Genomic DNA, 23,575 nt, shown 5'->3' with positions numbered 1-23,575 from the left:
GGTCCTCGTTTGTTGGGCCTCGCGGCCATATTCAGCTTTCGAAAATCGTTCCCGCTTTCGCTGCCCGCGCGCGGTCGCGGGCTAAAGTGGCGATCGCGGTGTCCTGCACGCCGGTGCCAGTGAGATCGGCGAGGGTGATGTCACCGGCCGATCGTCGTCCGTGCTTTTTCCCGGCGATGATCTGGCCGAGCTCGGTGACTTCCGCGTCGGCCGCCATCGCCCCTGCCTCGATGGCGTGGTGAAGCTCGCCCAAGCGCCGCGTCTGCTTCGCGCTGTCTGCGACATAGAGATCTGCCAGGCGAAGGATCGCCGGCGCGATCTCGTTCTTGTGCTCGGCATCCGAGCCCATCGCGGTGATGTGCTGGCCGGCCGAGACGAACCCGGCCTTGATCAGCGGCTCGGTCGAAGGCGTGGTGGTGACGATGATGTCGGCGCCCGCTGCCGTCCTCGCCGCATCCGGCTCGGCACGCACCATGATGCCCAGTCTCTCGCGCAAGCGGGCCGCGGTCGCCTCGGCCTTGGCCGCATCGCGCGCCCAGACGCGCACCTCCGCGATCGGCCTGACGAGACGCAGCGCTTCCAATTGCAGGCCGGCCTGCAAACCGGCGCCGAAGATCGCCGCTATGCTGGAGTCTTCGCGCGACAGATGCTTGGCCGCGACTGCGCCGGCTGCGGCGGTGCGCACATCGGTCAGATAGCCATTGTCGAGCAGCAGCGCCTCGACCACACCGGTCTTGGCCGAAAGCAGCACCATCATGCCGCCGCCGCTCGGCAGGCCGAGCTTCGGATTGTCGAAGAAGCCGGAGCTTATCTTGACGGCGAAGCCATCTATGCCGGGCACGTAGGCGGACTTCACGTCGACCTCGCCGCGATGCTCGTGAATGTCGAGCCTCAAGATTGGCGGCATCGCCACCGGCATTGTCGCCAAAGCCCGAAAGGCGTTCTCGACGCAGGCGACCGCATCCAGATCGAGCGTCACGATCTTGCGCAGGTCTGTTTCGGTGAGGATGGTCATGCGGCTCATGTGGGGCGCTCCGTCAGTGCAGCGTTGCCGCAGACGATGCGGCGATGCAGGCTCATGTCGATGTTGCGGCCAGACAGGATGGCCACCACCGGTCCTTTCGCAGTGACCTTCCCAGCAAGCAGCGCGCCGATGCCGACCGCGCCCGCGCCTTCGACGATCTCGCGCTCCTGCTCATAGGCATGCCGAATGCCGGCGGCGATCTCGTCCTCGGAAAGCAGGATGACGTCGTCGAGCAGCTCACGGCACATGGCAAAGGTCAGCCGGTTATCGAGGCCGATGCCGCCGCCCAGCGAGTCCGCAAGCGTCGGCAATTCCTCGATCTGCACGGGGCGGCCGGCATCGAGGCTCGCCTTCATCGCGGCACCGCGCGACATCGAGACGCCGACGACTTTGGTGGCCGGGCTCACCCCCTTGACCGCCGCCGCAACGCCGGCTGCCAGGCCGCCGCCGGAGAGCGGCACTAGCACACTTGGTGCGTCCGGAACCTGCTCCATGATCTCCAGCCCCAGCGTGCCCTGCCCGGCGACGATGTCGGGATGGTCGAAGGGCGGCAGCATGACCAGCCGCTCCTCCGCGACCAGCCTGTCGACCTCCTGCTGGGCATCGTCCTGGCTGTTGCCGACGATGCGAATATCCGCGCCGAGGCGGCGGATTGCGTCGAGCTTGTTCTCGGGCACCAGCCTCGACATGCAGATCACCGCGCGCATGCCCTCGAGCTTCGCCGCATGGGCCAGCGCGCGGCCGTGATTGCCGGTCGATGCCGCGACGACGCCGCGCGACCTTTCCTCCGGACTCAACGCGGCGATCGCGTTGGACGCGCCACGCAGCTTGAACGCGCCGGTCGTCTGGTGATGTTCCAGCTTGAGGTGAACGGGATGGCCCACGCGATCCGAGAGGCTTTGCGACAACACAGTCGGCGTCCACTCGACCTTTCCGGCAATGCGTTCGCGCGCAACGCGGATATGCTGAAGCGTGACTTCCGTTTTGGTCATTGGCATGCCCGCTCACCGGGCCAATGGCTTCGTCATCAGCCGGCCGAACTGCGGCCGCGCCGTGTCGTCGCCGCAAAGCCGCAGGCAGTTCCAGGCGCTCGCCTGGTTGCTGGTGACGACCGGGCGGCCGATTGCCTCCTCCATGCCTGGAACGGCGAGCGCCGCGCGTAGCGCGGTGCATGAAACGAACAGCGCATCCGCCTGCGCATGCGTCGCCTTGCGCGCCAGATCGACGAGCGAGGTAGGCTCGATGCGTGCCATCTCCCGATCGTCCTCGAAGCCGAGGCAGGTGACGCTCTCGATGTCGAAGCCGTGCGCGGCGAAATAGGCGGCCATCGGCCGGCTGGTCTCGACAGTGTAAGGGGTGAGAATGCTGATCCGCTTCACGCCAAAAGCGTTGAGGCCGCGCACGCCGGCCATGGGCGGCGTGACCACGGGAACATTCGGCTTGGCCGCCTGGATCGCCTGCTCGATCTCGGCGTCGCCGATCACCACGGAAGCAGACGTGCAGGAATAGCAGACGGCATCGAGCGTCTCGTCCGGCAGGATCAGTGCCGCGCCCGCCGAAAGCGAGGGCTGCATCTTGCGCAGATTGTCCGGCGTCGTCGGATTGGCGTAGGGGATGCGCGCGACGTAGACGCCGATCCGCTCGCTCGCCACCATGCGGCGGAAGTCGACCTCGCTGGTATGATCGGTGGCCAAAGCAATCAGCCCGACGCGCTTTTCGAGCGGACGCGCATCGAGTGCGGGCCGGGTCGATGCCAGCTCGATTTCGGGCAACAGTTTCATGACTTTCATCTCTCGATCCTGCCGTAACGACGCTCCAGCCAGCGCAACAGCACGACGGAGCAGAGGCTGATGACGAGGAAGAAGGCGCCAACCAGCGTCATCGGCTCGATGTAGCGGTAATAGGTATTGGCGACGCTCTTGGCTTGGTTCATCAGCTCCAGCACGGTGATCGCCGAAAGCAGCGGCGTCTCCTTGAACATGGCGATGAAGTAGTTGGCCAAGGCCGGGATCATCGGCGGGATCGCCTGCGGCAGGATGACATGCGTCCAGGTGTGGCGGCCGTTAAGATTGCAGGCCTTGGCAGCCTCCCACTGGCCGCGCGGCACATTGTCGATGCCGGCGCGATAGACCTCGGCCGTATAGGTGCCGTAGTGCAGTCCAAGCCCGATGACGCCCGCCACCAAGGGCGGCAGCAGGATGCCGATATCGGGCAGGACGTAGAAGATGAAATAGAGCTGCACCAGAAGCGGCGTGCCGCGGATGAATTCGGCGAACCAGCCGACGCTGCGCGACACCGTGCGGTTAGGCGAGCGCCGCGCCAGCGCGATCGCCAGACCGACGATCCCGGCCAGGATCGAGCCGAGCACGGTCGCCAGGATCGTGATCTTCACCCCCTGGATCAGGGTCGGCATGATCTCCCAGACAAAGTTCCAATCCCATTCCATTAGCGGGCCCATTCCATCAGACACGCACTCCGTCGAGACCGCGCGCCATGCGGCGCTCCAGCGAGCGCACGCCCCAGGAGATGATCAGCGCGAGCGCGAAATAGATGACGAGAACTGAGAGGAAGGGCATTAGCGTGCTGCCCGTCTGCGAGCGCACCACTTGCGCCTGGAAGGTGAGATCGGCAAGCGAGATCAGCGATACCACCGAAGTCGCCTTGAGCAGCTCGATCGCATTGTTGCCGAAGGTTGGCAGCATGATGAGCAGCGCCTGCGGCAGGATGACGTGGCGCATGCCTTGCCAGCGGCCGAGATTGAGTGCCGTGCAGGCCTCATATTGCTCACGGCCGATCGCCAGGATGGCGCCGCGCACAACTTCCGCCGCATAAGCCCCGACATTGAGCCCCAGCGCCAGCACGCCGGCTTGTAAAGGCGTCAGAGACAGACCGGCGAAGGGCAGCACGAAATAGGCCCAGAACAGCTGCACGAAGATGGAGGTGCCGCGGAAGAACTCGATGTAGGTCGTGGCGATCGCGCGCACGATGAAGAAGCGCGACACGCGTCCCATGCCGGCGAGAAAGGCCATGACGAGCGCAAGCACCGACCCCATCAGCGTCAGCTCGATGGTGACAAGCGCTCCCTGCAATATCAGGCCGAGATAGCCGGACCACTGGGTCATTGAGTTTCGAATTTTCCTAACGTTTTCAGTTATTTCGAGATGGCTGCGACAGCCCCTTCTCCCCGTTCACGGGGAGAAGATGCCGGCAGGCAGATGAGGAGCAGCGCTGACCTTGAAATGCTGGCGCGCCGCCCTTCATCCGGCTCTTCGAGCCACCTTCTCGCCGCAGGCGGGAAAAAGGGAGATTACTTCGCCGCGCAGAGCTTCTCGCGCGTCGTCGACATCGCCGCCTTGGCCGAGAAGCCGTAAGGCTCGATGATCTTGGCGAACTCGCCGGATTTCTTCATCTTGGCGAGCTCGACGTCATAGGCATCGCGCAGCGCCTCGTCGCCCTTCTTGAAGGCGGCGCCGTCGCAATAGACCGGCGCGCCCTGCACCGGCGCGATCACTTCGAGGTTCGGATCATTGGCCTTCTTGATGAGGTCGTTGATCGACAGAACGGGCAGCGAATAGGCGTCGATGCGGCCGTCCTGCACCATCTTCAGACCGCTCTGGCCGTCCGGCACGACGATGACGCGGTCGCGCGGCACGCCGGCATTGAGCGCCAGCTTCTCCTCGGTGCCGCCGCCCGGCGCGCCGATAGTGGCCGACGTGTCCTTGGCGACGTCCTCATAGCTCTTGAAACCCTTCGGGTTGCCCTTCTTCACCAGCATCGCTTCCGCATCGCAGAGCACCGGCTCGGAATAGGCGACCGCCGCGCAGCGCTCGGGCTTCATGAACAGGCCGGCGGTGACGACGTCGAAGCGGCCGGCCTGCAGGCCGGGGATCATGGCGCCGTATTCGGAGATGGAGGCGACGATATCGTTGACGCCGAGGCGCTTGAAGATCTCGCGCGCTACGTCGGGTGCAGCGCCCGAGACCTTGCCGTCCGCGGCGACCGCCGTGTAAGGCGGCTCGTTGGCAATGGCGACGCGGGCAAAGCCCTGCTGCTTGAGCTGCTCGAGCTTTGCGTCGTCTGCTGAACGCGCGCCGGAGGCGAGCAGCATGGTGCTTACGGCGAGACCGGCGACGCCAGCCAGGATGCCAAGTTTCTTCATCGTTCCCAACTCCTTGTTTCTCTTCTTGGTTCGCTCGGTTCGGATGGCGTCCTTGCCACCCGTTTCTGGCTTTCGGGACGGCTTCGCCGCCCTGGCATGACGGTCAGACGCGATGTCCGGCCGCGATGATCTTCTTCAGGAAGCCCTGCGTGCGTTCCTGCTTGGGATGGCGGAAAATCTCATCGGGCTTGCCTTCCTCGACGATCCTGCCGCGATCGAAGAACAGCACGCGATCGGCGAAGTCGTGGGCAAAGCCCATCTCATGAGTGACGAGCAACATCGTCATGTCGGTTTCGGCGGCGAGCTTGCGCATGACATTGAGCACCTCCTCGACCAGCTCGGGGTCGAGCGCCGAGGTGACCTCGTCGAACAGCATGATCTTTGGCGACAGCGCCAGCGCGCGGGCGATCGCGACGCGCTGCTTCTGGCCGCCGGAAAGCTGTGCCGGCATGCTCTTCGCCTTATCGGCGAGGCCCACCATGTCGAGCAGTTCCATCGCCCGTTTTTCGGCGGCGGCTCGCGCCACGCCCTTGGTCAGCATCGGCGCCAGCGTGACATTGTCCATGACGCATTTGTGCGGGAAAAGATTGAAGAGCTGGAAGACCATGCCGATCTTCTGGCGCATCTTGGCCAGGTGCCGCTCGTCGGCCGGCACCAGCTGGCCGTTGCGCTCCATGTGATAGAGCTGCTCGCCGTCGATCTGGATATGGCCGCCGTCGATCTTTTCCAGCGTCATCAGGATGCGCAGGATCGTCGTCTTGCCCGATCCGGATGGGCCGATCAGCGCCAGCTTCTCGCCTGGCATGACCTGCATCGACAGGCCGTCCAGCACCTTGAAGGCGCCGAAGCTCTTCGAAATGGCGTCGACCTTGATGATGGGCGCGGGCAATCCATTTCCCCGTTCTGAAGCGGCCTATGCTCCTAACGATGCGAAACGCGCTAAATCATGTCAATTAGGAAAATAATATCATGACAATTTTTCGAGCGCTGCACAATTTCAGGGCAATTGGCGATCCGCTTTTGCATCAGATGGCGAGCAGAAGATGCTCCGGATCGCCCAGCAGGAGCTTGGCGACAACGCTCAAGCCCGAGCGCAGTTCCCCTTCGGTGGTCGAGCCGAGCGAGATGCGCACGGCCGGATGCCACGGCGTGTCGGCGATGCGGAACGACGTGCCCGGGGCAATCGCCACGCCGCGCAGGCGCGCCTGCGCAACGAAGCTCTCCTCGGCGCGGTCGCCCGGCAATTCGAGCCACAGATGCAGCCCTTCGCGATGGGAGCGATAGTCGACGCCGGCCAGCATTTCGGCTGCGATTTCCTGCCGGCGTCTCAACGCCCCGCGTTGCCAGTTGACCAACTCAAAAGCCGTGCCGTCATTCACCCACCGCGTCGCGATTTCCGCCACCATCGGCGTCGCCATCCAGTTCGAGACGAGATGGCGGTTGGCGACGGCCGCGACATAGCGGTCGGGCACGGCGAGATAGCCGATGCGCAGGCCGGGCACGGTGATCTTGGTGAAGGAGGTGACGTAGAGCGTCCGCTCGGGCGCGAAGGCGGCAACCGCCGGAGGCCGGCCTTCGACGAGCGGCCCGAGCACGTCGTTCTCGATGATGGCGATGTCATGTTTGCGCGCGACCGCGGCGATCTGCTCGCGCCGGCTGTCGTCCATCAAGCTCGCCGTCGGGTTGATGACCGATGGCTGGACGAAAACAGCGCGAATGCCGGAGAGACGGCAGGCCTCGTCCAACGCTTCCGGGACCAGGCCGTTGCCGTCGATCGGCAGGCCCTCGAGGTTGAAGCCGAGATAGCGGGCGAGCGGCACCAGCGTGTGGTGGCCGATCGCCTCGGTGGCGACCGTCGAACCGGGCGGTGCGACGCTCATCAGCGCTACCGTCATGCCGGCGGTGGCGCCGTTGGTGAGGCTGATGTTCTGCGGTGAGGCGTCGAGGCCGCAGAGCTTCAGCCATTCGACCGCCACCGTGCGATGACGCGGGAACACCATGTTCGGCCGGAACGACAGCGCCGAACTCGACGGCAGGTTCTCGGCCAGCCACCCCAACGCCTGCTTCAGCTTCTCCAGATGCATCGGCTCGCAGACCGGCTTCAGGATCGAGAGGTCGATGACCTCGCCCAACCGTTCCGGAAGGTAGGGCGGCTCCGGCTCCCGGCGCTGCGTCTGCACGAAGCTGCCGCGGCCGACCTCGCCGGCAATCAGACCGCGGCGGATCAGTTCCTCATAGGCGCGGCTGACCGTCTGGACCGAAAGTTTCAGGTCGTCGGCAAGCCGCCGGTGCGTCGGCAGTCGCGCGCCATTGGCGAGCTTTCCGTCATGGATGGCGCGCGCGAACTGATCGGCCAGCGAGAGGTAGGCCGGGCGGCGGATGAGCGCAGGATCTGGCTGCCATAATGTCATGACTTTATTAGAGATCGAAATCAGTGCAATTGACAATCGAAATAATGCATCGTCATGGTGTCCGGAACAAAAAGCGGGGCCGGCATGGCGGCAGCGAAACTCGATCCGATCGACCTCAAGATCCTCGACGCCATCCAGCGCGACGGGCGCATCACCAAGCTGGCGCTGGCCGAGAAGGTCGGCCTGTCGCCGACGCCTTGCTGGATGCGGCTGCGCAAGCTGGAAAAGGCCGGCATCGTCGCCGGCTACCACGCCGCAATCGCCATGCGCGCGATCGCGCCGGTGGCGACCGTGCTGATGGAGGTGACATTGGCCAGCCACCGGCAAGCCGATTTCGACCGTTTCGAGCGGGTCATCCGCGACGTGCCCGAGATCGTCGCCTGCTGGTCGGTCGGCGGCGGCGTCGACTATGTGGTGAAAGTGATGGCGCGGGACATCGACGCCTATCAGCGGCTGGTCGACGCCCTGCTGGAACGCGAGATTGGCATCGACCGCTACTTCACCTACATCGTCACCAAGACGGTGAAGGAGGAGTCCGTGGTGCCTGTCGCCGACCTGTTGCCAGGCTGAAGCCGGAGAGATCGTCTGGCCCGGCGGGGGATGAGAGACAATCTCTCTCCTGGCGGCTGACGAAAAAGCCTCTCTGTCTCGGTCGCGCGGCTAATCTCTCCGCATCGCCTTGGCACCGGGAGACAAACGATGTCCGCGCATTTTGCACGCCCACACCGCCACGAAGCACTGGATCGTCTCGCCGATCGCCGGCTGCTGCGCGATCTCGGCTATATCGGGGGCCATTGGACCGCCGGCGACTCGGCTGCGAGCTTCGCAGTCACCGATCCGGCCACCGGCGCTACAGTCGCCTTCGTTGCCGCCCTCGGCGCAAGCCAAACGGCGGAGGCTGTCGACGCGGCAGCGCGTGCCCTGCCGGCCTGGCGCTCCGCGCTGCCGCAGGAGCGCTCCGGAATCTTGCGAAAATGGTTCGAGCTGATCGTCGCCGCCAAGGACGACCTGGCGCTGCTGATGACGCTTGAACAGGGCAAGCCGCTAAAGGAATCGCTGGGCGAGATCGACTACGCCGCCTCCTTCCTCGAGTGGTATGCCGAGGAAGCAAAGCGCCTCAATGCCGAAAGCGTCACCAGCCATTTGCCGAATGCTCAGATGACCGTTCGCCGCGAGCCGCTCGGCGTCGTCGGCGTCGTCACCCCATGGAACTTTCCGTCGGCCATGCTCACCCGCAAGGCCGCTGCGGCGCTTGCCGCCGGCTGCACCGTGGTGGCGCATCCGTCCTCGGAAACGCCGCTTTCGGCGCTGGCGCTGGCCGAGCTCGGCGAGCGTGCCGGCCTGCCCGCCGGCGTCTTCAACGTTGTCACCGGGGATGCGCGCACCATCGTCGGCGCGATGTGCGCTGACGCCCGGGTGCGCGCCATGAGCTTCACCGGTTCGACCGACGTCGGCCGGCTGATTGCCGCGCAGAGCGCGCCGACGATGAAGCGACTGGTCATGGAGCTCGGCGGCCATGCGCCGCTGATCGTCTTCGGTGATGCCGATATCGAAAAGGCGGTGACGATCGCCCTCGACGCCAAATTCGCCACCTCCGGCCAGGATTGTCTTGCCGCCAACCGCATCTATGTGCAGCGCCAGATCTATGACCGCTTCTGCGCCGCCCTCGCCCGTCGCATCGAGCGTCTGCGCACCGGCAACGGGCTTTCACCCGACGCCGATATCGGCCCGCTGATGCATGAGCGCGCCGTCAAGAAGGTGGAGGAGCAGGTCGCAGACGCGCTGGCTCGCGGCGCGCGCTGCCTCATCGGCGGCAAGCGCCATGCGGCCGGGCCGCTGTTCTATCAGCCAACGCTGCTCGTCGATGTGCCGGACGAGGCGCTGATCATGCATGAGGAAACCTTCGGCCCGGTCGCCGCCGTCACCCCGTTCGACGAGGAAGCGGAAGTCGTCGCCCGCGCCAATGCTACCGAATATGGCCTTGTCGCCTATGTCGTGACCGAGAACGGCGCGCGCCAGGCGCGCATGGGTCGCGCGCTTGAATACGGTATGGTCGCGATCAACCGGGTGAAGATCACCGGCGCGCCGATCCCGTTCGGCGGAGTCAAGCAGTCCGGCATCGGCCGCGAAGGCTCGCGCCATGGCCTCGAAGCCTTCACCGATCTGAAATACCTTTGTCTGGACGTCGCCTAGCGCACGCCGGAAGAATTCCCTGCAAGGAGAAAAAAGATGCTCGAACAGTCCAACGAACTTTCGGCCTGGGATCGCGACCACTTCTTCCATCCCTCGACGCATATGGGCACGCATGCGCGGGGCGAGTCCCCGGCACGCATCATGGCCGGCGGCGAAGGCGTCACCGTCTGGGACAACACCGGCAAGAAGAGCATCGATGCCTTTGCCGGCCTCTATTGCGTCAATGTCGGCTATGGCCGCCACAAGATCGCCGATGCCATTGCCGAGCAGGCCAAGAACCTCGCTTATTATCACGCCTATGTCGGGCACGGCACCGAGGCCTCGATTACGCTCGCCAAGATGATCATCGACCGCGCGCCGAAGGGCATGTCGAGGGTCTATTTCGGCCTCTCCGGCTCCGACGCCAACGAGACCAACATCAAGCTGATCTGGTATTACAACAACGTTCTCGGTCGGCCGGAGAAGAAGAAGATCATCTCGCGCTGGCGCGGCTACCACGGCTCCGGCGTCATGACAGGATCGCTGACCGGGCTCGAGCTGTTCCACAACGCCTTCGACCTGCCGCGCGCGCCGATCATGCACACCGAGGCCCCCTATTATTTCCGCCGCGCCGACCGCTCGATGAGCGAGGAGCAGTTTTCGCAATATTGCGCCGACAAGCTCGAGGAGATGATCCTTGCCGAGGGCCCGGACACCGTCGCGGCCTTTATCGGCGAGCCGATCCTCGGCACCGGCGGCATCGTGCCGCCGCCCGCCGGCTATTGGGAAAAGATCCAGGCAGTGCTGAACAAATACGACGTGCTGCTTGTCGCCGACGAGGTGGTGACCGGCTTCGGCCGTCTCGGCACCATGTTCGGCTCCGACCATTACGGCATCAAGCCGGACCTGATCACCATCGCGAAGGGCCTGACGTCTGCCTATGCGCCGCTTTCCGGCGTCATCGTCTCCGACAAGGTCTGGCAGGTGCTGGTCAGGGGTTCCGACAAGCTGGGCTCGCTGGGCCACGGCTGGACCTATTCGGCGCATCCCATCTGCGTCGCCGCGGGCGTCGCCAATCTCGAACTGATCGACGAGATGGATCTGGTGAGGAATGCCGGCGAGACCGGCGCTTATTTCCGCGCCGAGCTAACCAAGGCCGTCGGCGACCACAGAAACGTCGGCGAGGTCCGCGGCGACGGCATGCTGGCTGCGGTCGAGTTCGTCAGGGATCGCGACGATCGCGTCTTCTTCGATCCGGCGCTCAAAGTGGGCCCGCAGATCGCCACGGCGCTCGCGGCAAGCGGCGTCATCGCCCGCGCCATGCCGCAGGGCGACATCCTCGGCTTCGCGCCGCCGCTTTGCCTGACGCGCGAGGAGGCCGACACCATCGTCGCCAAGACCGCCGACGCCGTGAACAGCGTGTTTGCCAGCCTCTGAGGCAATCCAAGAAAGGTGTGAAACGGTTTTCCGTGGGGAATTGCGCGAAGGCAAAGGAACAGATTGACATGATTGCCATGACCAGAACCGTCCCGGCCACGATGGCCGCCGTGCAGCTCACCGGCCACGGCGGCCTGGAAAAACTCGTCTACCGCACCGATGTGAAGGTGCCGTCGCCGGCTGCCGGCGAGGTGCTGGTCAAGGTCAGCGCCTGCGGCATGAACAACACCGACGTGTGGGTGCGCCAGGGCGCCTATGGCACGGAAGAAGATGCGGCCGCGGTATCGACCTGGCGCCGGCAAGGCAACACGCTGACCTTTCCTCGCATCCAGGGCACCGATACGGTCGGCACCATCGTCGCCGTCGGTGACGGCGTACCCGCCGAGCGCATCGGCGAACGCGTCATGGTCGACTTCTCCATCTACAACCGTGACGACGATTCGCTTGCCGACATCGACTATATGGGCCACGGCCGTGACGGCGGCTATGCCGAATACCAGGCGCTGCCGGCCGAGAACGCGCATGTCGTCAATACCGATTTGAGCGATGTCGAGCTCGCCACCTTCTGCTGCGCCTATCTCACCGGCGAGCAGATGCTGGAACGTGCAGGCTTGAAGGCCGGCGAACGGGTGCTGGTCACCGGCGCCTCCGGCGGTGTCGGCTCCGGCATCGTGCAGCTGGCGCGGGCGCGGGGCGCCATTCCCTATGCCGTGGTCGGCAAGGGCAAGGAGCAAGCGGTGCTCGACATCGGCGCCGAGAAAGTGATCACGCGCGGCGTGGCCGACCTGCCTGCCGCCGTCAACGAAGCGACCGCTGGCCAACCCATCGACGTGGTCGCCGATCTTGTCGGCGGCGCCATCTTCAATGATCTGCTGCGCATCCTGCGGCCCGAGGGACGCTACACCACCGCAGGCGCCATCGCGGGGCCGGTGGTGCAGTTGGACCTGCGCACCATGTATCTCAAGCAGCTTCAGCTGCACGGCTCGAGCCAGGGCACCAGGGCCGATTTCCGCCGCATCGTGCGCTACATCGAGGAGAAGAAGATCCGCCCGCTGGTCGGCGGCGTCTACAAGCTGTCGGACTTCCACCGCGCCCAGACCGACTTCATGGCCAAGGACTTCGTCGGCAAGCTGGTGGTGGTGCCGGACGCGATTGCCGACACGAACAAGTAACGGCCGATAGCGGCGGCCGTTAGTTGACCTTCGCGGTCAGCCCTTGCGCTCCTGAAGGATGTTGCCGCCATCCACGACGAGGACGGCCCCGTTGACATAGCTGGCGCCGTCGGACGCCAGGAACAGCACAGCCGCAGCGACCTCCTCCGGAGTGCCGGCGCGTCCAAGCGGCGTGTTTTGCGCCGCGAGGAGCTCTTCCGGCGTCGAGGCGCCCGTCGCGATCCAGCCCGGCGCCACGGCGTTAACGGTGACGCCGCTGCGGCCGACCTCCAGCGCAAGCGCATGCGTCAGCCCGACCATGCCTGCCTTGGCGGCGGAATAAGCGGCCTCGCCTTCGTTGGAGACGTAAGGGCCGGTGACCGAGGCCATGTTCACCACGCGTCCATGACCGCGTCGGACCATGCCGGCCAGAAATGCGCGTGTGGCAAGGAATGTGGTCTTCAGGCTGACATCGATGCCGCGGTCCCAGTCGCTCTCGCTGAGATCGAGAAATCGCCGCTGCAGCGCCGGCTGGGCGACTGTTCCCATCCCGGCATTGTTGACGAGGATATCGATTTCGCCGACCTCCGAGCAGAGCCGCTCGACATCCGCTGCACGCGTCAGATCGGCCACCACCGCACGAACGTCGAGCCCCTCCGCCCGCAGCTCTTCAGCGCGCTGCTCGACGCGATGCGACGAGGCGGTGATCGCGACCGCAAGCCCGGCGTCTCCGAGCGCACGCGCCACCGCGGCGCCGGTGCCGTCGGCGGCGCCCGCGCCGGTCACCAGCGCCGTGCGGGATTTGCGAAACATGGTCATGAAGCCTCCCAGGCGATGACGCCGATGCCGCGAGTCAGTAGCCGGCGCTGATGCCGAAATCGATCGAAAGCGCGGCCCCGGTGATCGGCGCCGCGCCGGGCTGGCAAAGATAATGGATGAAGGAGGCGATCTCTTCCACGCCGATGAACCGTGCTCTTTCCCCTTGCGGGTAGTGCCCAAGGAGCCGGCGCTTGTAGCCGTCCGGGTCATCTCCGCCATAGGTCCTTGCCTGATACTCGATCATCGGCGTCGCCGTGTCGCCAGGACAGACGGCGTTGACCCTGATGCCGTGCGGCGCAAGCTCCAGGGCGAGAGCCTTGGTCAGCAGCACCAGCCCGCCTTTGGAGGCGCAATAGACCGCCGCGCCGTTGTTGCCGACGATGCCCGCGTCGGAGGCGATGTTGATGATAACGCCCTGCACCGCCGACAGGTGCGGAATGGCGGCCGAGATCAGGAAGAAGGCGCCTTTGAGATTGACGTCCAGCACCAGGTCCCATTGCTCTTCGCGGACCTCGCTTGCCGCTCCCTCGAGCCAGACGCCGGCGGCGTTGACGAGAATGTCCAGGCCGCCTCCCCATTCGCGTGCCTTATCCACAACCTCTCGGCAGGCAGCGACGGAACGGATATCGAGCGGCAGACCGATCGCGTTCGCACCGGTCGCGGCAATCTTTGACACGGCCTCGTCGAGTTTCGCGCCGGGAAGGTCGGCGAGCACGATCCGCTCGCCGTCGGCCGCCAGGCGCAGTCCCGTCGCAAGACCCATTCCCCCGGCGCCGCCCGCGATCAGCACGGTTCTTGCAGCCATTCGATAACCTCCGCACTGTGCGATGATCGTTGCGGCGAGACACAGTCCGGGCATCCGAACCACGTCGAAGAGACATCTCGCATGCGCCAGGCCGGACAATCAATGATCACACGACCGAAGCCATCCGCTTCGCGATCACCCCAACTCCAGCGTCGTGATGCCGAAAACCTTCGACGGCGCATTACCTGGTTTGCCGCCCCGATACATGCGGGTCGTCGCGAAACCGGGGACCATGCCGACAGCCTGAAGCACGGCGGTGAAGCCGATCTGGGTAGCCGGCACGTCGATATGCAGCGCCTCGCCTGCCGTCCTGCCCGCCAGTTCCGCCATCAAAGCCAGGGCTGTATCCATGTCGTCCGCGAACAGCGGACCGACCTTGGAACCTTCGCGACATCGGCGCGCCACGCCGTAGCCGGCATGCCCAGCAGAGCCAGTGGACATCATCGCGATCCGGGGCGGCTGCAGCCATTCCCGCACGAAGGCCTCCCGAGGCGCAGGGAAGCACTGGCGGTCATAGGCCAGGATCTCGGCTGTCTCGGCGGCGGCAACGGACCGGATATCGCGACCGCCGGTCAGTCCGGCCGGACGACCGCTGAAGCGGACGGTCTCATAAGCCGGCACGAAGCCTTTGTGCTGGTAGTTGGCCCGCTGCTCGGCCACGCCGTCGAGGCCGACAATGCGGTCGCCGAGCCGAGCCATGCCGGCATCCCAGACCGCCTTGCCATGGCCTTCGCCGCGCCGATCGGGCCGGCAGATATAGAGGCCGATGAAACCGAACTCCGCGCCATAGGCGACGGCCGAGATGCCGGCCACCATCTCGCCGCCGACGAAGGCGCCGATGAACCCTTCAGGATCGGCAGCCCTGAGCGCGGCGGCATCGTCGATGCCCGGATTCCATCCCTCCCTCGCCGCCCACTCGACGAGCGTTTCGACCTCGCTGGCGGTCAGCGTCCGGATCGTTCTCGGCATGGCTTCACTCGGCGGCGGCCTAGAGGCAACGGATTTCAAGCCTCCAGGATAGGTCGCCGCCAGCAGGTTGCAAAGACCGGTTTTGGACGTTGCCGACCTGTCCACTCACGAAGCCCAAGCGTCGATGCTCCTTCGCCGATTCGGCGAAGAGGCCGCCCATTGAACGCTGGACCGTCGAGCGAATTATTATCCGGGTTTTTCGAATCGATGCAAAGGGTTAGCAAGAACGCGCCGAAACATCAGCTGTTGTTCCAATGGGTAACTGGACACGACCGTGGAAGGCGGGGAATCTTCTTTGGTCGTTGCTTCGAATTGAATGGAGTGCCCGAGGAAATGCCCCTGAGCGCCGAAGAAATCGCCAGTCATCCGGCAGCTCTGCGCGGTGTCAAGGAGCAGTCGCGCGCGCTCATCCATATCTACGAAACCAGCCCGCGCCTTGCCGCCGTTTTTGCCACTCAGCAGCGCTGGCTGCTCGGCCATGTCGGACTTGCGCTGCATTTCAGGCGCGACCCCGATGACCGTCGCACCGAAATGACCGTAGCGCGTTTCATCGAGGTCGTGCGCCGCAATTCAGTCGCCAGCCGCAACACCGCCGAAGCGTTCGTCAAGGAAATGCTCCGTTACAACGTCGCCGAATATATTTCGTCGCGTGGCGATGGCCGGGCTCATCCGTTGCGGGTGACCGCGGCCACCATCGAGACCTTTACCGGCTGGATCCATGCCCATTTGCGAACGCTCGACCGCATCGATGGCGGAGCCCGGCTGACGACTTTCCTCGGACACCCCGATATGCTGGCCAAGCTGCAGCCATTGATCTGCGACGGATTGCTCGCATCCATTCCGGTGCGGGAACCCCAGCAAACCTTCTCGTTGTTCATCTGGCTCAACAACGGCGGCATCGTCATGGACTGGCTGATGTCGGGTATCGATCCGGAGGACGCCAGCCTCGAGAAGATTCCGACCGGCGTCATCTCGATCAGCGAATTTGCGCATTGGCTGAAGCTGTCGCGCACGCATCTGGCGCGCAAGCTCCGCGACGCCGAGGCGCTCGGCAGCATCGGCTGGGTCGGCCAGCGCGGACATTCCGTCATGTGGGTGTCGCGGCAGTTCTTCGACGAATACATGGCCGTCCAGGCAGCCAAGCTCGCCATCGTCGACGCAGCCTTCGAGGCGAGTTTTTCCGGCGCGAGCGAAGGCTGAGCGCCGCGGCGCCTGCTCCGAGCTTGCCGTGACGGCGCGCAAAGAGACGCGCCGTTGAGCCGCTTCGACCATGACGCGGCGCTCAGAGCAATTCCAGGATAGTGTGAAACGGTCTTCCGTCCGGAATTGTCAAATCAAAGAGATAGGGCGGTTTGCCGTTTCCGTGGAACGGTGAACCGCTCTATGTCCTCAGTCGATGTCGAACGACACGCCTTGCGCCAAGGGCAGGGCCTTGGAGAAGTTCACCGTGTTGGTGGCGCGCCGCATATAGGCCTTCCAGGCGTCCGAGCCGCTCTCCCGGCCGCCGCCGGTTTCCTTCTCGCCGCCGAATGCGCCGCCGATCTCGGCGCCCGACGTGCCGATATTGACATTGGCGATGCCGCAGTCCGAACCGTCGACGCCGAGAAAGCGCTCCGATTCCTGCAGGTCACGGGTAAAGATCGAGGATGACAGGCCTGCGCCGACCGCATTGTGCAGGTCGAGCGCCTCGTCGAAATCGGCATATTTCATCACATAGAGGATCGGCGCGAAGGTCTCTTCCGTCACCGGCGAAACCTGCTTCGGCATTTCGACGAGCGCCGGATGCACATAGTAGGCCTCGGGATGGCCGTTCTCGAACCGCGTGCCGCCGGTCACCTTGCCGCCATGCGCTTCCGCTTCGTTCAACGCCTTCTGCATATTGTCGAAGGCGGCCTTGTCGATCAGCGGACCGACCAGCGCCGAGGTCTCCAGCGGATTGCCGACCGAAACGCTCTGATAGGCCTTCTTCAGGCGCGGCAGCAGCGCGTCATAGACGCTCTCGTGCACGAACAAACGCCTGAGCGTCGTGCAGCGCTGGCCGGCGGTGCCCATGGCGCCGAACGCAATGGCGCGCAGCGCCATGTCGAGATCGGCGCTCGGGCAGACGATGCCGGCATTGTTGCCGCCGAGCTCGAGCACCGCGCGTGCAAAACGCTTGGCCAGCCGCGGACCGACCTCGCGGCCCATGCGGGTCGAGCCCGTGGCCGAGACCAGCGGCACCTTCGGATGGTCGACCAGCACCTCGCCGACGGCGCGGTCGCCGATCAGCACCTGGAGCAGGCCTTCCGGCGCATCGGCGCCGAAACGCCTGGCGGCGCGCTCGAAGATCGCCCCGCAGGCAAACGCCGTCAGCGGCGTCTTTTCCGACGGCTTCCACACCACCGCGTCACCGCACACGAGTGCAAGTGCCGCGTTCCACGACCACACCGCGACGGGGAAGTTGAAGGCCGAGATCACGCCGACGACGCCGAGCGGATGCCAGGTTTCCATCATGCGGTGTCCAGGGCGCTCGGTGGCGATGGTCAGGCCGTAGAGCTGGCGCGAAAGACCGACTGCGAAATCGCAGATGTCGATCATCTCCTGCACTTCACCAAGACCCTCGGACGGGATCTTGCCGACCTCGATCGACACCAGCCGGCCGAGCTCCGCCTTGTGAGCACGCAACTCCTCGCCGAGCAGGCGCACCAGCTCGCCCCGCTTCGGCCCCGGCACCAGCCGCCAGGCGTGGAAGGCCTTGTGCGCGGCATCGATAGCCTTGCCGGCATCGACCGCCGAGATCGACTTCAGTGCCGCGATCTGCTCGCCCGTCACCGGGCTGCGCACGATGAGGTCGCCACCGGAAAGTGCATCCTTGGCGACGCCAAGTTTCTCCAGAAGTGAGGCCGTTTCCTTCGCAATCGTCATGTTGGTTCCTTTTCAGATCTCGCCTTGGATATGGCGAGCGTCGAAGCCTTGCGCCACGTCTTGTCGGCGCCCTCAGGCACGACGGCGCTTTCATGGCGTGGCATTACTCGTTTCAGGGAAAAATCGCCACCCCGGGATGGTCCAACCCCGGCGCGCAAAATTGGGCCAGCAGTGAAAATGGGATCAGCGCGCCTTCTTGGCCTGCGACTTCTCGGTGCTTTCCTTGATCAGCCGGTCGATATGCATGCGGATATGAGCGGCTTCGGCGGCGGTGTTGGCTAAAGCGATCGCGCGGTCGAAGGTCACGCGCGCCTCCTCGCCACGGCCGAGCTGCATCAGCAGGCCGCCCTTCAGGCCGAAGAAGTGGAAATAGCCTGCCAGCCGATCCTCTAGCGGCTCGATCATCGCCAGCGCCGCTTCGGGGCCGCGCACCTTGCTCACCGCAACCGCGCGGTTCAGCGTCACTACCGGCGACGGCTGCATCTGCTCGAGCAAGCCGTAGAGCAGGTCGATCTCGGTCCAGTCCGTATCCTCGGGTGTTGCCGCCCGCGCATGCAATGCCGCGATCGCCGCTTGCACCTGGTATGGGCCAGGCTTGCGATGACGCAGCGCCTTGTCGACCAGCGCCAGGCCCTCGTCGATCATCTTGCGGCTCCAGAGCGACCGGTCCTGATCCTCGAGCAGCACGATCTCGCCATGCGCGTCGAAGCGCGCCGGCGCGCGTGCATGCTGGAGAAGCAGCAGCGCCGTCAGCCCCATGATCTCCGGTTCCTGCTGAAACAGCCTGAGCAGCAGCCGGGCGAGCCGGATCGCCTCCTCGCAAAGCGGCGCGCGGGCCGGCGCCTCGCCGCCATTGGTCGAATAGCCCTCGTTGAAGATCAGATAGATCATGGCCGCGACCGCCGCCAAGCGCTCGGAACGCTCGACCGCGCCTGGCGTCTCGAACGGCACGCCGGCATCGGCGATGCGCGCCTTGGCCCGGGTGATGCGCTGCTCCATGGCGCTCTCGCCGACGAGAAAGGCGCGCGCGATCTGCTTGACGGTCAGGCCGGAGACGATGCGCAGCGCGACCGCGATCTGCTGCGTCGCCGGCAGGTCCGGATGGCAGCAGATGAACAGGAGCCGCAGGATATCGTCGCGATAATGCGCGCCGTCCAGCCGCTCGGCCATATCGCCTTCGGCATCCTCGAGATCGGAGATCTGGTCCTCTTCCGGCATCGGCGCCTGCTTGGCGCGCTTGCGCACCGCGTCGATGCCGCTGTTGCGGCCGACGAAGATCAGCCAGGCCGCCGGATCGCGCGGCGGCCCGTTTTTCGGCCAGTTCTTCAGCGCCCTCAGGCATGCATCCTGGAAAGCTTCTTCCGCGGCGTCGAGGTCGCGGAAATAGCGCAGCAGCGCGCCCATCGCCTGCGGACGGGCGGTGCTGATCGCGTTGCTGATCCAGGCAAGCTCGGTCATGCGGGAACCTTTGTCGGATTGAAGACCGAGATCGGCCTGATCTCGTAGGAACCACCGCTCGGATTGACCTCGGAGAGTTCGCGAGCGAACTCGACGGCTTCGTCCAGGTGATTGCATTCGAGCGTGTAGAAGCCGAGGAACTGCTCCTTGGTCTCGGCGAACGGGCCGTCGAGCACCACCGATTCGCCCTTGACCTTGCGAAGCGTCGTCGCGGCTGTGGTCGGCAGCAGGCGCGCCACCGGCCCCAGCCGGCCTGCCCTGGCGTATTTGTCCTGTACGTTGAGGAGCTTTGCCATGACCTCCTCGTCCTGTTCCTTGCTCCAGGAGCAGACCACGTCTTCGGAGGCGTAGCAGAGAATGGCATAGAGCATGGTGCGTCCTTTCCGTATCAAAGGACGCAACAGTAGGACCCTTCCCGACACAAGGTCGACAAAAAAGTTGTAGAGCTATCGAGGGTTTACGCTGTCCTCCTGGTGGTCAGGCTTCGCGCGCCTGCAGCCATCTCAGCACCAGCGTCTCCTCCTCGTCGAGGCCCGGTATAAGGCGCTTTCGTTTGTTGGCTTCGGCCATTTCGCCGAGCAGCTTCCCTTCGGCCCACGCCTCGAAGACGAGCGGATGGATATAGCACCGGCGGCAGACGGCTCGCGTATTGCCGAGTCGTTCGGCGACCTTGTCGACGATACTGTTCATCACGCGGTTTTTCTGGGTCATGCTCTCGGGCAACTCCGCCTGCGCGAACAGGGATGCCGCATGGATGGTGCCGCCCCAGGTGCGAAAATGCTTGGAGCTGAACTCCGGGCCAGATGCCTCGCGAATATAGCGATTGACGTCCTCCGACCGCAGCGGCCGGCGTGTTCCCTCGTCATCAAGATACTGAAACAGCTTCTGGCCAGGCAGGTCCTGCGCGCCGCGCACGATTTTGGCGATGCGTTGGTCGACGAGCTTCAGCTTCCATTCCTTGCCGGACTTGCCCGTGAAGGAGAAGCGCAGGCTGGAACCGGTGATTTCGACATGGCGGTCGCGCAGCGTGGTCAGGCCGAAACTCTTGTTGTCGCGGGCATAGGCGGCATTGCCGACACGGATCATGGTGTTGTCGAGCAGCCAGACGACAGAGGCGACAACGCGCTCCAGCGGAAGTCCATGACGGCGCAGGTCGGCATCGACCTGGCGCCTCAAGGAGGGCAGGCTTTGCGCGAAAGCAACGAGGCTGGAGTATTTGACGCCGTCCCGTTCCTCGGTCCACTGCGGATGATAGCGGTACTGCTTGCGTCCGCGCTGATCCCGGCCGGTCGCCTGGATATGGCCGTTCGGGTCGGGCGAGATCCATACATCCGTCCACGCGGGCGGAATGACGATCGCCTTGATACGGTCAAGGGTGGCCGCGGTGACCGCACTCCCGTTCGGGCCGACATAGGAAAATCCCTTGCCTTTTCTCAGGCGCCGGATGCCCGGATCGGCATCGCTGACATAGCTGAGCGCGGCGCGCTCGGCGGAACTCTGCGCGCCGTTCCCTTGTATTTCCAGACCACCCGCCAGGCGGCCGAAGGACGATTGTGCTCGTTGCAGCATGGTAACTCCACGGAACTGGTCCGTAGATAAGCCGCGCGACAGCGGCTGGTTCCGCCGTCCCCAGAGGGCGTCCTTCAGCTCCGCCGGTCGGCGGACACCTCAGCCATCCAAAGCCTGCCGTCGTCGACATGGGTGGGAAAGTAGTCTCGCCCGGCCGGTATCGCTTCCAGAACCGCTCCCGACTCGTCCGTCAGATAGTCGTAGCCGATCTGCTGCAAACGTTGCTCCGGATCGAGATGATTGTAGAGGTCGCGACGTGCCACGCGCCGTTTCGGCTCGATCATCTTCAAATGATAAAGGTTAAGGCCGCTGTCCCGAAGCTTGAAGCGCAGATCTTCGGGGAACCAGGCCTCATGCAGCCCTTGCGACCGGCTCAGATCCGGGTGATAAGCGGGGAAAAGCCTGTGCTGCATCTTTTGGCCCCAGACGCCGTCGATGCGATAGCTTGCCGGCGTATACATCTCCCTTAGGCGAAATCCCCAGGCATTGCGCCTGGACCCGCTGGTCAGTTGGCCTATCCGGCTTGCCACGGCATCTTCCAGCCTTTCGTCCGGATCGATTGCCAGAAGCCAATCGGCACCGGCCTCATAGGCCGCGGCAATAAGCGCGCGCCGCCTCTGCGGTTCATTGCTGAAGACCGCATCCGCCGAGCGATCGTCATAGGCGATCCAGCCATCGACGATTGCGTCGAGATTGGCGAGGAGGTCTGGCACCAGATGCGCATCGTAGCGATAGCTGAAAATGGCGACGATCCTTTGCCGCGACCAAAGCCATCGACCGCGCCGCCGGCGCGGCTGCTTCATCTCCATGGTGATCATGGCCGCGTGCCTGTCCTATCGCCATGCGTTACGCCGACGGCTGCCCCCAGCGATTTTGCGAACAATGCAGCCCATACGATCGGCAGCGATAACATCGCGAAACGTCTATCCTCTTCGGCCAGGCCTTCTTTTGCGAACTTGCCGACATTGCGCCGGTCCCGAAACACCCCTTTGAAAATCCGCAATGGCTTTCGGTGCCCAACGGATTTGAGGTAGGTCCCATATCGGTATCCGCGCAGATACTGGTCGACAATCACTCGGATCAGCCGTGTCTCGTTGCGATGGACGGTAAGCACCGCTGGCTCCCATAGCGGCACGATCGCCTTTGGCAGCCTTTCCAGGAATTCCGTGTCTTCTCCCGTCGCCATTTGTTCGTCGAACAGGCCATACCGATCGAACAATTTTCGGTCGAAAGAAACGCCGTAGCGAAGTGCCTGATGAGCGGGAAGACCTGGCAGGCGCCGCATATAGGTAACGAGATGGGCCGCGCACGCGACCAGATTGCGCGGATGACTGTTGGCGATGGCGCTTGCCACGGCCGCGACGCCTTCCCGGTGATGGCGCAGCCGGACCTCTGCCCATCGCGGGTATGCCAGGCAATCATCCGCGAGAAAGGCGATGAAAGGAGCTTTCGTCGCCGCTATGCCGCGATTTCTCGCGGCCCCGGCAAAGAGCCTTTCTTCGCACTCGATGACTGGCACGTCGAGTCCGGCATTGGCCAGAAGCGCCTGGGCATTCCCGCCGCCGGAATTCACGACCACCACCTCGAGCGGGATGTTCTGGCCGAGCACCGACCTGACCGCCGCGACCAGATCGGTCGGAGCCCGAAAACCTATCACCACGACTGCAAGTTCCGGCCCGTCGGCCATCAGGCACTTTGCAGTTGGACGCGATGGGCCGGGAACCGGCGCCGCGCCGCGATTTTGAGCCGGTAGCGCATGCAGCGCCAGATGTCGGTGGAAACCTTGGGCGCCGCTTCGGCAACCGCCAGGAATTTTGCCGCCGTTTCGAGATCGCCGCGAGCGTAGTGTACGCGGGCGATCTTGAGCGCCACAAGCCCTTCCCTCGCTTTCAACGACGATTTCGCAATGCCGCAGTCGGCGAGTTCGCGCAACGCCAGGCGCCATTCGAGGAAGCGTCGCGCAGGCTTTATCGCGAAGCGGTCATCCGAACGGTCCGACGATACGAAGTAGATCATGATCGGTTGCCTCACGACCGCGAGCGATGCCTTGCTCATAACCCGCGCCCAGAACAATGTGTCCTCGTCGTAGGCAAGACCGGTCGGGAAGCGCGTGTCGCCGACCGTATGCCGCGACACCAGCGCGCTGCCGACGGCAATCGACCGTATCCTGCCTTCCACATAGGCGGAGGCATTGGCGAGCCCGGCAGTCATGTAGCCGGCCGGCGTTTTGAACTGTCGGTCCCGGCCATCGGTCCGCCGGCGGTAGGCGCCGACCACCATGTCGGCGCCTGGCTTGGTCCTGGTCTTGGACAGCAGCGTCCGCAACCCACCCTCGATATGCAGATCGTCGGCGTCGATCATGTAAATCCAGGGGAAGCGCGCCTCGGCCAGCGCAAGATTGCGGGAGCCGCCCGCGTCTCGACAATTGGACCGGATGATCCGGAACGGCAGCGCCAGCCGCGAGGCTGCGTCCGCGGCCACGGCCGCCGTGTTGTCCGTCGAGGAATCGTCGACCAGTATCACTTCGCCGATGATCTCGGCTTCCGAGCGCAAGGTTGCCAACGTGTCTGCAACGGTTGCCGACGCGTTGTGTGCTGGAATGATGATGCTGACCGATGTCAACAATTGAACTCCGCGCAAGTGCCCGGCAGGCCGGTCCACGGTCCGGCGGCAAGATAGCGGCGGGATCGCGATTTG

At 64.6% G+C, this 23,575-nt stretch carries 23 protein-coding genes; 5 read left to right on the top strand and 18 right to left on the bottom strand.

Features of this window, described 5'->3' with window-relative positions; all coding sequences use genetic code 11:
- Positions 1-31: 31 nt before the first annotated feature.
- From EJ078_RS20515 to EJ078_RS20480, 8 genes are all read right to left on the bottom strand, one after another.
- The gene (locus EJ078_RS20515; protein WP_127215513.1) at positions 32-1,024 is read right to left on the bottom strand and encodes a cyclodeaminase; all 993 of its coding nucleotides are present in this window, start codon (positions 1,022-1,024) and stop codon (positions 32-34) included.
- Positions 1,021-2,016 carry a hydroxyectoine utilization dehydratase EutB gene (gene eutB, locus EJ078_RS20510; protein ID WP_127215516.1) on the bottom strand — a complete coding sequence of 332 codons (996 nt, stop codon included), beginning with the start codon at positions 2,014-2,016 and terminating at the stop codon, positions 1,021-1,023. The genes EJ078_RS20515 and eutB overlap by 4 nt, the downstream gene beginning before the upstream one ends.
- Before the next feature lie 12 nt (positions 2,017-2,028).
- Entirely contained in the window at positions 2,029-2,805 is a 777-nt protein-coding gene (gene eutA, locus EJ078_RS20505) for an ectoine utilization protein EutA (RefSeq protein ID WP_067327080.1), read from the bottom strand.
- A gap of 5 nt (positions 2,806-2,810) precedes the next feature.
- Positions 2,811-3,470 carry an ectoine/hydroxyectoine ABC transporter permease subunit EhuD gene (gene ehuD, locus EJ078_RS20500; RefSeq protein ID WP_067002307.1) on the bottom strand — a complete coding sequence of 220 codons (660 nt, stop codon included), beginning with the start codon at positions 3,468-3,470 and terminating at the stop codon, positions 2,811-2,813.
- Positions 3,471-3,486: 16 nt separating this feature from the next.
- Complete coding sequence (ehuC, locus tag EJ078_RS20495) at positions 3,487-4,146, bottom strand: ectoine/hydroxyectoine ABC transporter permease subunit EhuC (RefSeq protein ID WP_127215514.1); 660 nt, start codon at positions 4,144-4,146, stop codon at positions 3,487-3,489.
- A gap of 185 nt (positions 4,147-4,331) precedes the next feature.
- Complete coding sequence (gene ehuB, locus EJ078_RS20490; protein ID WP_067326181.1) at positions 4,332-5,183, bottom strand: ectoine/hydroxyectoine ABC transporter substrate-binding protein EhuB; 852 nt, start codon at positions 5,181-5,183, stop codon at positions 4,332-4,334.
- Positions 5,184-5,286: 103 nt separating this feature from the next.
- The gene (gene ehuA, locus EJ078_RS20485) at positions 5,287-6,072 is read right to left on the bottom strand and encodes an ectoine/hydroxyectoine ABC transporter ATP-binding protein EhuA (RefSeq protein WP_067326178.1); all 786 of its coding nucleotides are present in this window, start codon (positions 6,070-6,072) and stop codon (positions 5,287-5,289) included.
- A 136-nt stretch (positions 6,073-6,208) separates the two neighbouring features.
- Positions 6,209-7,594, bottom strand: a complete 1,386-nt coding sequence (locus tag EJ078_RS20480) for a PLP-dependent aminotransferase family protein (RefSeq protein ID WP_067326174.1) — start codon at positions 7,592-7,594, stop codon at positions 6,209-6,211.
- Positions 7,595-7,678: 84 nt separating this feature from the next.
- Between EJ078_RS20480 and EJ078_RS20475 the strand changes: the two genes are divergently transcribed.
- From EJ078_RS20475 to EJ078_RS20460, 4 genes are all read left to right on the top strand, one after another.
- A complete protein-coding gene (locus EJ078_RS20475; RefSeq protein ID WP_095800633.1) occupies positions 7,679-8,164 on the top strand; it encodes an Lrp/AsnC family transcriptional regulator in 486 nt (161 codons plus the stop codon).
- A gap of 129 nt (positions 8,165-8,293) precedes the next feature.
- Complete coding sequence (locus EJ078_RS20470) at positions 8,294-9,787, top strand: NAD-dependent succinate-semialdehyde dehydrogenase (RefSeq protein ID WP_127243074.1); 1,494 nt, start codon at positions 8,294-8,296, stop codon at positions 9,785-9,787.
- A gap of 36 nt (positions 9,788-9,823) precedes the next feature.
- Entirely contained in the window at positions 9,824-11,203 is a 1,380-nt protein-coding gene (locus tag EJ078_RS20465) for an aspartate aminotransferase family protein (RefSeq protein ID WP_095800412.1), read from the top strand.
- Positions 11,204-11,271: 68 nt separating this feature from the next.
- Entirely contained in the window at positions 11,272-12,375 is a 1,104-nt protein-coding gene (locus EJ078_RS20460) for an alcohol dehydrogenase family protein (protein WP_127403652.1), read from the top strand.
- Positions 12,376-12,411: 36 nt separating this feature from the next.
- Here the strand turns inward: EJ078_RS20460 and EJ078_RS20455 are convergent, their stop codons facing one another.
- The 3 genes from EJ078_RS20455 to EJ078_RS20445 all read right to left on the bottom strand — a co-directional run bounded on the left by EJ078_RS20455 (position 12,412) and on the right by EJ078_RS20445 (position 14,947).
- Positions 12,412-13,173: an SDR family NAD(P)-dependent oxidoreductase gene (locus tag EJ078_RS20455; RefSeq protein ID WP_127216192.1), complete on the bottom strand. Its 762-nt coding sequence runs from the start codon at positions 13,171-13,173 to the stop codon at positions 12,412-12,414.
- Positions 13,174-13,207: 34 nt separating this feature from the next.
- The gene (locus tag EJ078_RS20450) at positions 13,208-13,978 is read right to left on the bottom strand and encodes an SDR family oxidoreductase (protein WP_127216193.1); all 771 of its coding nucleotides are present in this window, start codon (positions 13,976-13,978) and stop codon (positions 13,208-13,210) included.
- Between the two features lie 135 nt (positions 13,979-14,113).
- Complete coding sequence (locus EJ078_RS20445) at positions 14,114-14,947, bottom strand: GNAT family N-acetyltransferase (protein ID WP_127216194.1); 834 nt, start codon at positions 14,945-14,947, stop codon at positions 14,114-14,116.
- A gap of 333 nt (positions 14,948-15,280) precedes the next feature.
- Between EJ078_RS20445 and EJ078_RS20440 the strand changes: the two genes are divergently transcribed.
- Complete coding sequence (locus EJ078_RS20440; protein ID WP_095800417.1) at positions 15,281-16,147, top strand: hypothetical protein; 867 nt, start codon at positions 15,281-15,283, stop codon at positions 16,145-16,147.
- 189 nt (positions 16,148-16,336) lie between these two features.
- Here EJ078_RS20440 and EJ078_RS20435 read toward each other — a convergent pair whose 3' ends face one another.
- The 7 genes from EJ078_RS20435 to EJ078_RS20405 form a co-directional block, all read right to left on the bottom strand.
- Positions 16,337-17,851 (bottom strand): aldehyde dehydrogenase family protein, encoded by a 1,515-nt coding sequence (locus EJ078_RS20435; protein WP_127216195.1) that lies wholly within the window; start codon positions 17,849-17,851, stop codon positions 16,337-16,339.
- 183 nt (positions 17,852-18,034) lie between these two features.
- Entirely contained in the window at positions 18,035-19,309 is a 1,275-nt protein-coding gene (locus EJ078_RS20430; protein ID WP_208720794.1) for an RNA polymerase sigma factor, read from the bottom strand.
- Positions 19,306-19,680, bottom strand: a complete 375-nt coding sequence (locus EJ078_RS20425; protein WP_067002334.1) for a YciI family protein — start codon at positions 19,678-19,680, stop codon at positions 19,306-19,308. The genes EJ078_RS20430 and EJ078_RS20425 overlap by 4 nt, the downstream gene beginning before the upstream one ends.
- A 106-nt stretch (positions 19,681-19,786) precedes the next feature.
- Positions 19,787-20,878 (bottom strand): DNA topoisomerase IB, encoded by a 1,092-nt coding sequence (locus EJ078_RS20420; RefSeq protein WP_067326145.1) that lies wholly within the window; start codon positions 20,876-20,878, stop codon positions 19,787-19,789.
- A 74-nt stretch (positions 20,879-20,952) separates the two neighbouring features.
- On the bottom strand, positions 20,953-21,696 hold the full coding sequence (locus EJ078_RS20415; protein ID WP_095823368.1) for a hypothetical protein: 744 nt from the start codon (positions 21,694-21,696) through the stop codon (positions 20,953-20,955).
- Complete coding sequence (locus EJ078_RS20410) at positions 21,693-22,565, bottom strand: glycosyltransferase (RefSeq protein ID WP_127404205.1); 873 nt, start codon at positions 22,563-22,565, stop codon at positions 21,693-21,695. Before EJ078_RS20410 ends, EJ078_RS20415 begins: the two co-directional genes overlap by 4 nt.
- Positions 22,565-23,500 carry a glycosyltransferase family 2 protein gene (locus EJ078_RS20405; protein WP_127216947.1) on the bottom strand — a complete coding sequence of 312 codons (936 nt, stop codon included), beginning with the start codon at positions 23,498-23,500 and terminating at the stop codon, positions 22,565-22,567. The genes EJ078_RS20410 and EJ078_RS20405 overlap by 1 nt, the downstream gene beginning before the upstream one ends.
- Positions 23,501-23,575: the final 75 nt, after the last annotated feature.

The sequence above is a fragment of the Mesorhizobium sp. M1A.F.Ca.IN.022.06.1.1 genome, assembly GCF_003952605.1.
In the GTDB taxonomy this organism is placed as follows: Bacteria; Pseudomonadota; Alphaproteobacteria; order Rhizobiales; family Rhizobiaceae; genus Mesorhizobium.
The sequence above is the reverse complement of the archived record's forward strand: the minus strand, read 5'-3'. Positions and strand labels throughout refer to the sequence as shown.

Excerpts from the sequence above, each read along its gene's own strand:
- EJ078_RS20515 (WP_127215513.1), bottom strand. The coding sequence starts at position 1,024 with ATGAGCCGCATGACCATCCTCACCGAAACAGACCTGCGCAAGATCGTG.
- eutB (WP_127215516.1), bottom strand. The coding sequence starts at position 2,016 with ATGACCAAAACGGAAGTCACGCTTCAGCATATCCGCGTTGCGCGCGAA.
- eutA (WP_067327080.1), bottom strand. The coding sequence starts at position 2,805 with ATGAAACTGTTGCCCGAAATCGAGCTGGCATCGACCCGGCCCGCACTC.
- ehuD (WP_067002307.1), bottom strand. The coding sequence starts at position 3,470 with ATGGAATGGGATTGGAACTTTGTCTGGGAGATCATGCCGACCCTGATC.
- ehuC (WP_127215514.1), bottom strand. The coding sequence starts at position 4,146 with ATGACCCAGTGGTCCGGCTATCTCGGCCTGATATTGCAGGGAGCGCTT.
- ehuB (WP_067326181.1), bottom strand. The coding sequence starts at position 5,183 with ATGAAGAAACTTGGCATCCTGGCTGGCGTCGCCGGTCTCGCCGTAAGC.
- EJ078_RS20480 (WP_067326174.1), bottom strand. The coding sequence starts at position 7,594 with ATGACATTATGGCAGCCAGATCCTGCGCTCATCCGCCGCCCGGCCTAC.
- EJ078_RS20475 (WP_095800633.1), top strand. The coding sequence starts at position 7,679 with ATGGCGGCAGCGAAACTCGATCCGATCGACCTCAAGATCCTCGACGCC.
- EJ078_RS20470 (WP_127243074.1), top strand. The coding sequence starts at position 8,294 with ATGTCCGCGCATTTTGCACGCCCACACCGCCACGAAGCACTGGATCGT.
- EJ078_RS20465 (WP_095800412.1), top strand. The coding sequence starts at position 9,824 with ATGCTCGAACAGTCCAACGAACTTTCGGCCTGGGATCGCGACCACTTC.
- EJ078_RS20460 (WP_127403652.1), top strand. The coding sequence starts at position 11,272 with ATGATTGCCATGACCAGAACCGTCCCGGCCACGATGGCCGCCGTGCAG.
- EJ078_RS20455 (WP_127216192.1), bottom strand. The coding sequence starts at position 13,173 with ATGACCATGTTTCGCAAATCCCGCACGGCGCTGGTGACCGGCGCGGGC.
- EJ078_RS20450 (WP_127216193.1), bottom strand. The coding sequence starts at position 13,978 with ATGGCTGCAAGAACCGTGCTGATCGCGGGCGGCGCCGGGGGAATGGGT.
- EJ078_RS20445 (WP_127216194.1), bottom strand. The coding sequence starts at position 14,947 with ATGCCGAGAACGATCCGGACGCTGACCGCCAGCGAGGTCGAAACGCTC.
- EJ078_RS20440 (WP_095800417.1), top strand. The coding sequence starts at position 15,281 with ATGCCCCTGAGCGCCGAAGAAATCGCCAGTCATCCGGCAGCTCTGCGC.
- EJ078_RS20435 (WP_127216195.1), bottom strand. The coding sequence starts at position 17,851 with ATGACGATTGCGAAGGAAACGGCCTCACTTCTGGAGAAACTTGGCGTC.
- EJ078_RS20430 (WP_208720794.1), bottom strand. The coding sequence starts at position 19,309 with ATGACCGAGCTTGCCTGGATCAGCAACGCGATCAGCACCGCCCGTCCG.
- EJ078_RS20425 (WP_067002334.1), bottom strand. The coding sequence starts at position 19,680 with ATGCTCTATGCCATTCTCTGCTACGCCTCCGAAGACGTGGTCTGCTCC.
- EJ078_RS20420 (WP_067326145.1), bottom strand. The coding sequence starts at position 20,878 with ATGCTGCAACGAGCACAATCGTCCTTCGGCCGCCTGGCGGGTGGTCTG.
- EJ078_RS20415 (WP_095823368.1), bottom strand. The coding sequence starts at position 21,696 with ATGATCACCATGGAGATGAAGCAGCCGCGCCGGCGGCGCGGTCGATGG.
- EJ078_RS20410 (WP_127404205.1), bottom strand. The coding sequence starts at position 22,565 with ATGGCCGACGGGCCGGAACTTGCAGTCGTGGTGATAGGTTTTCGGGCT.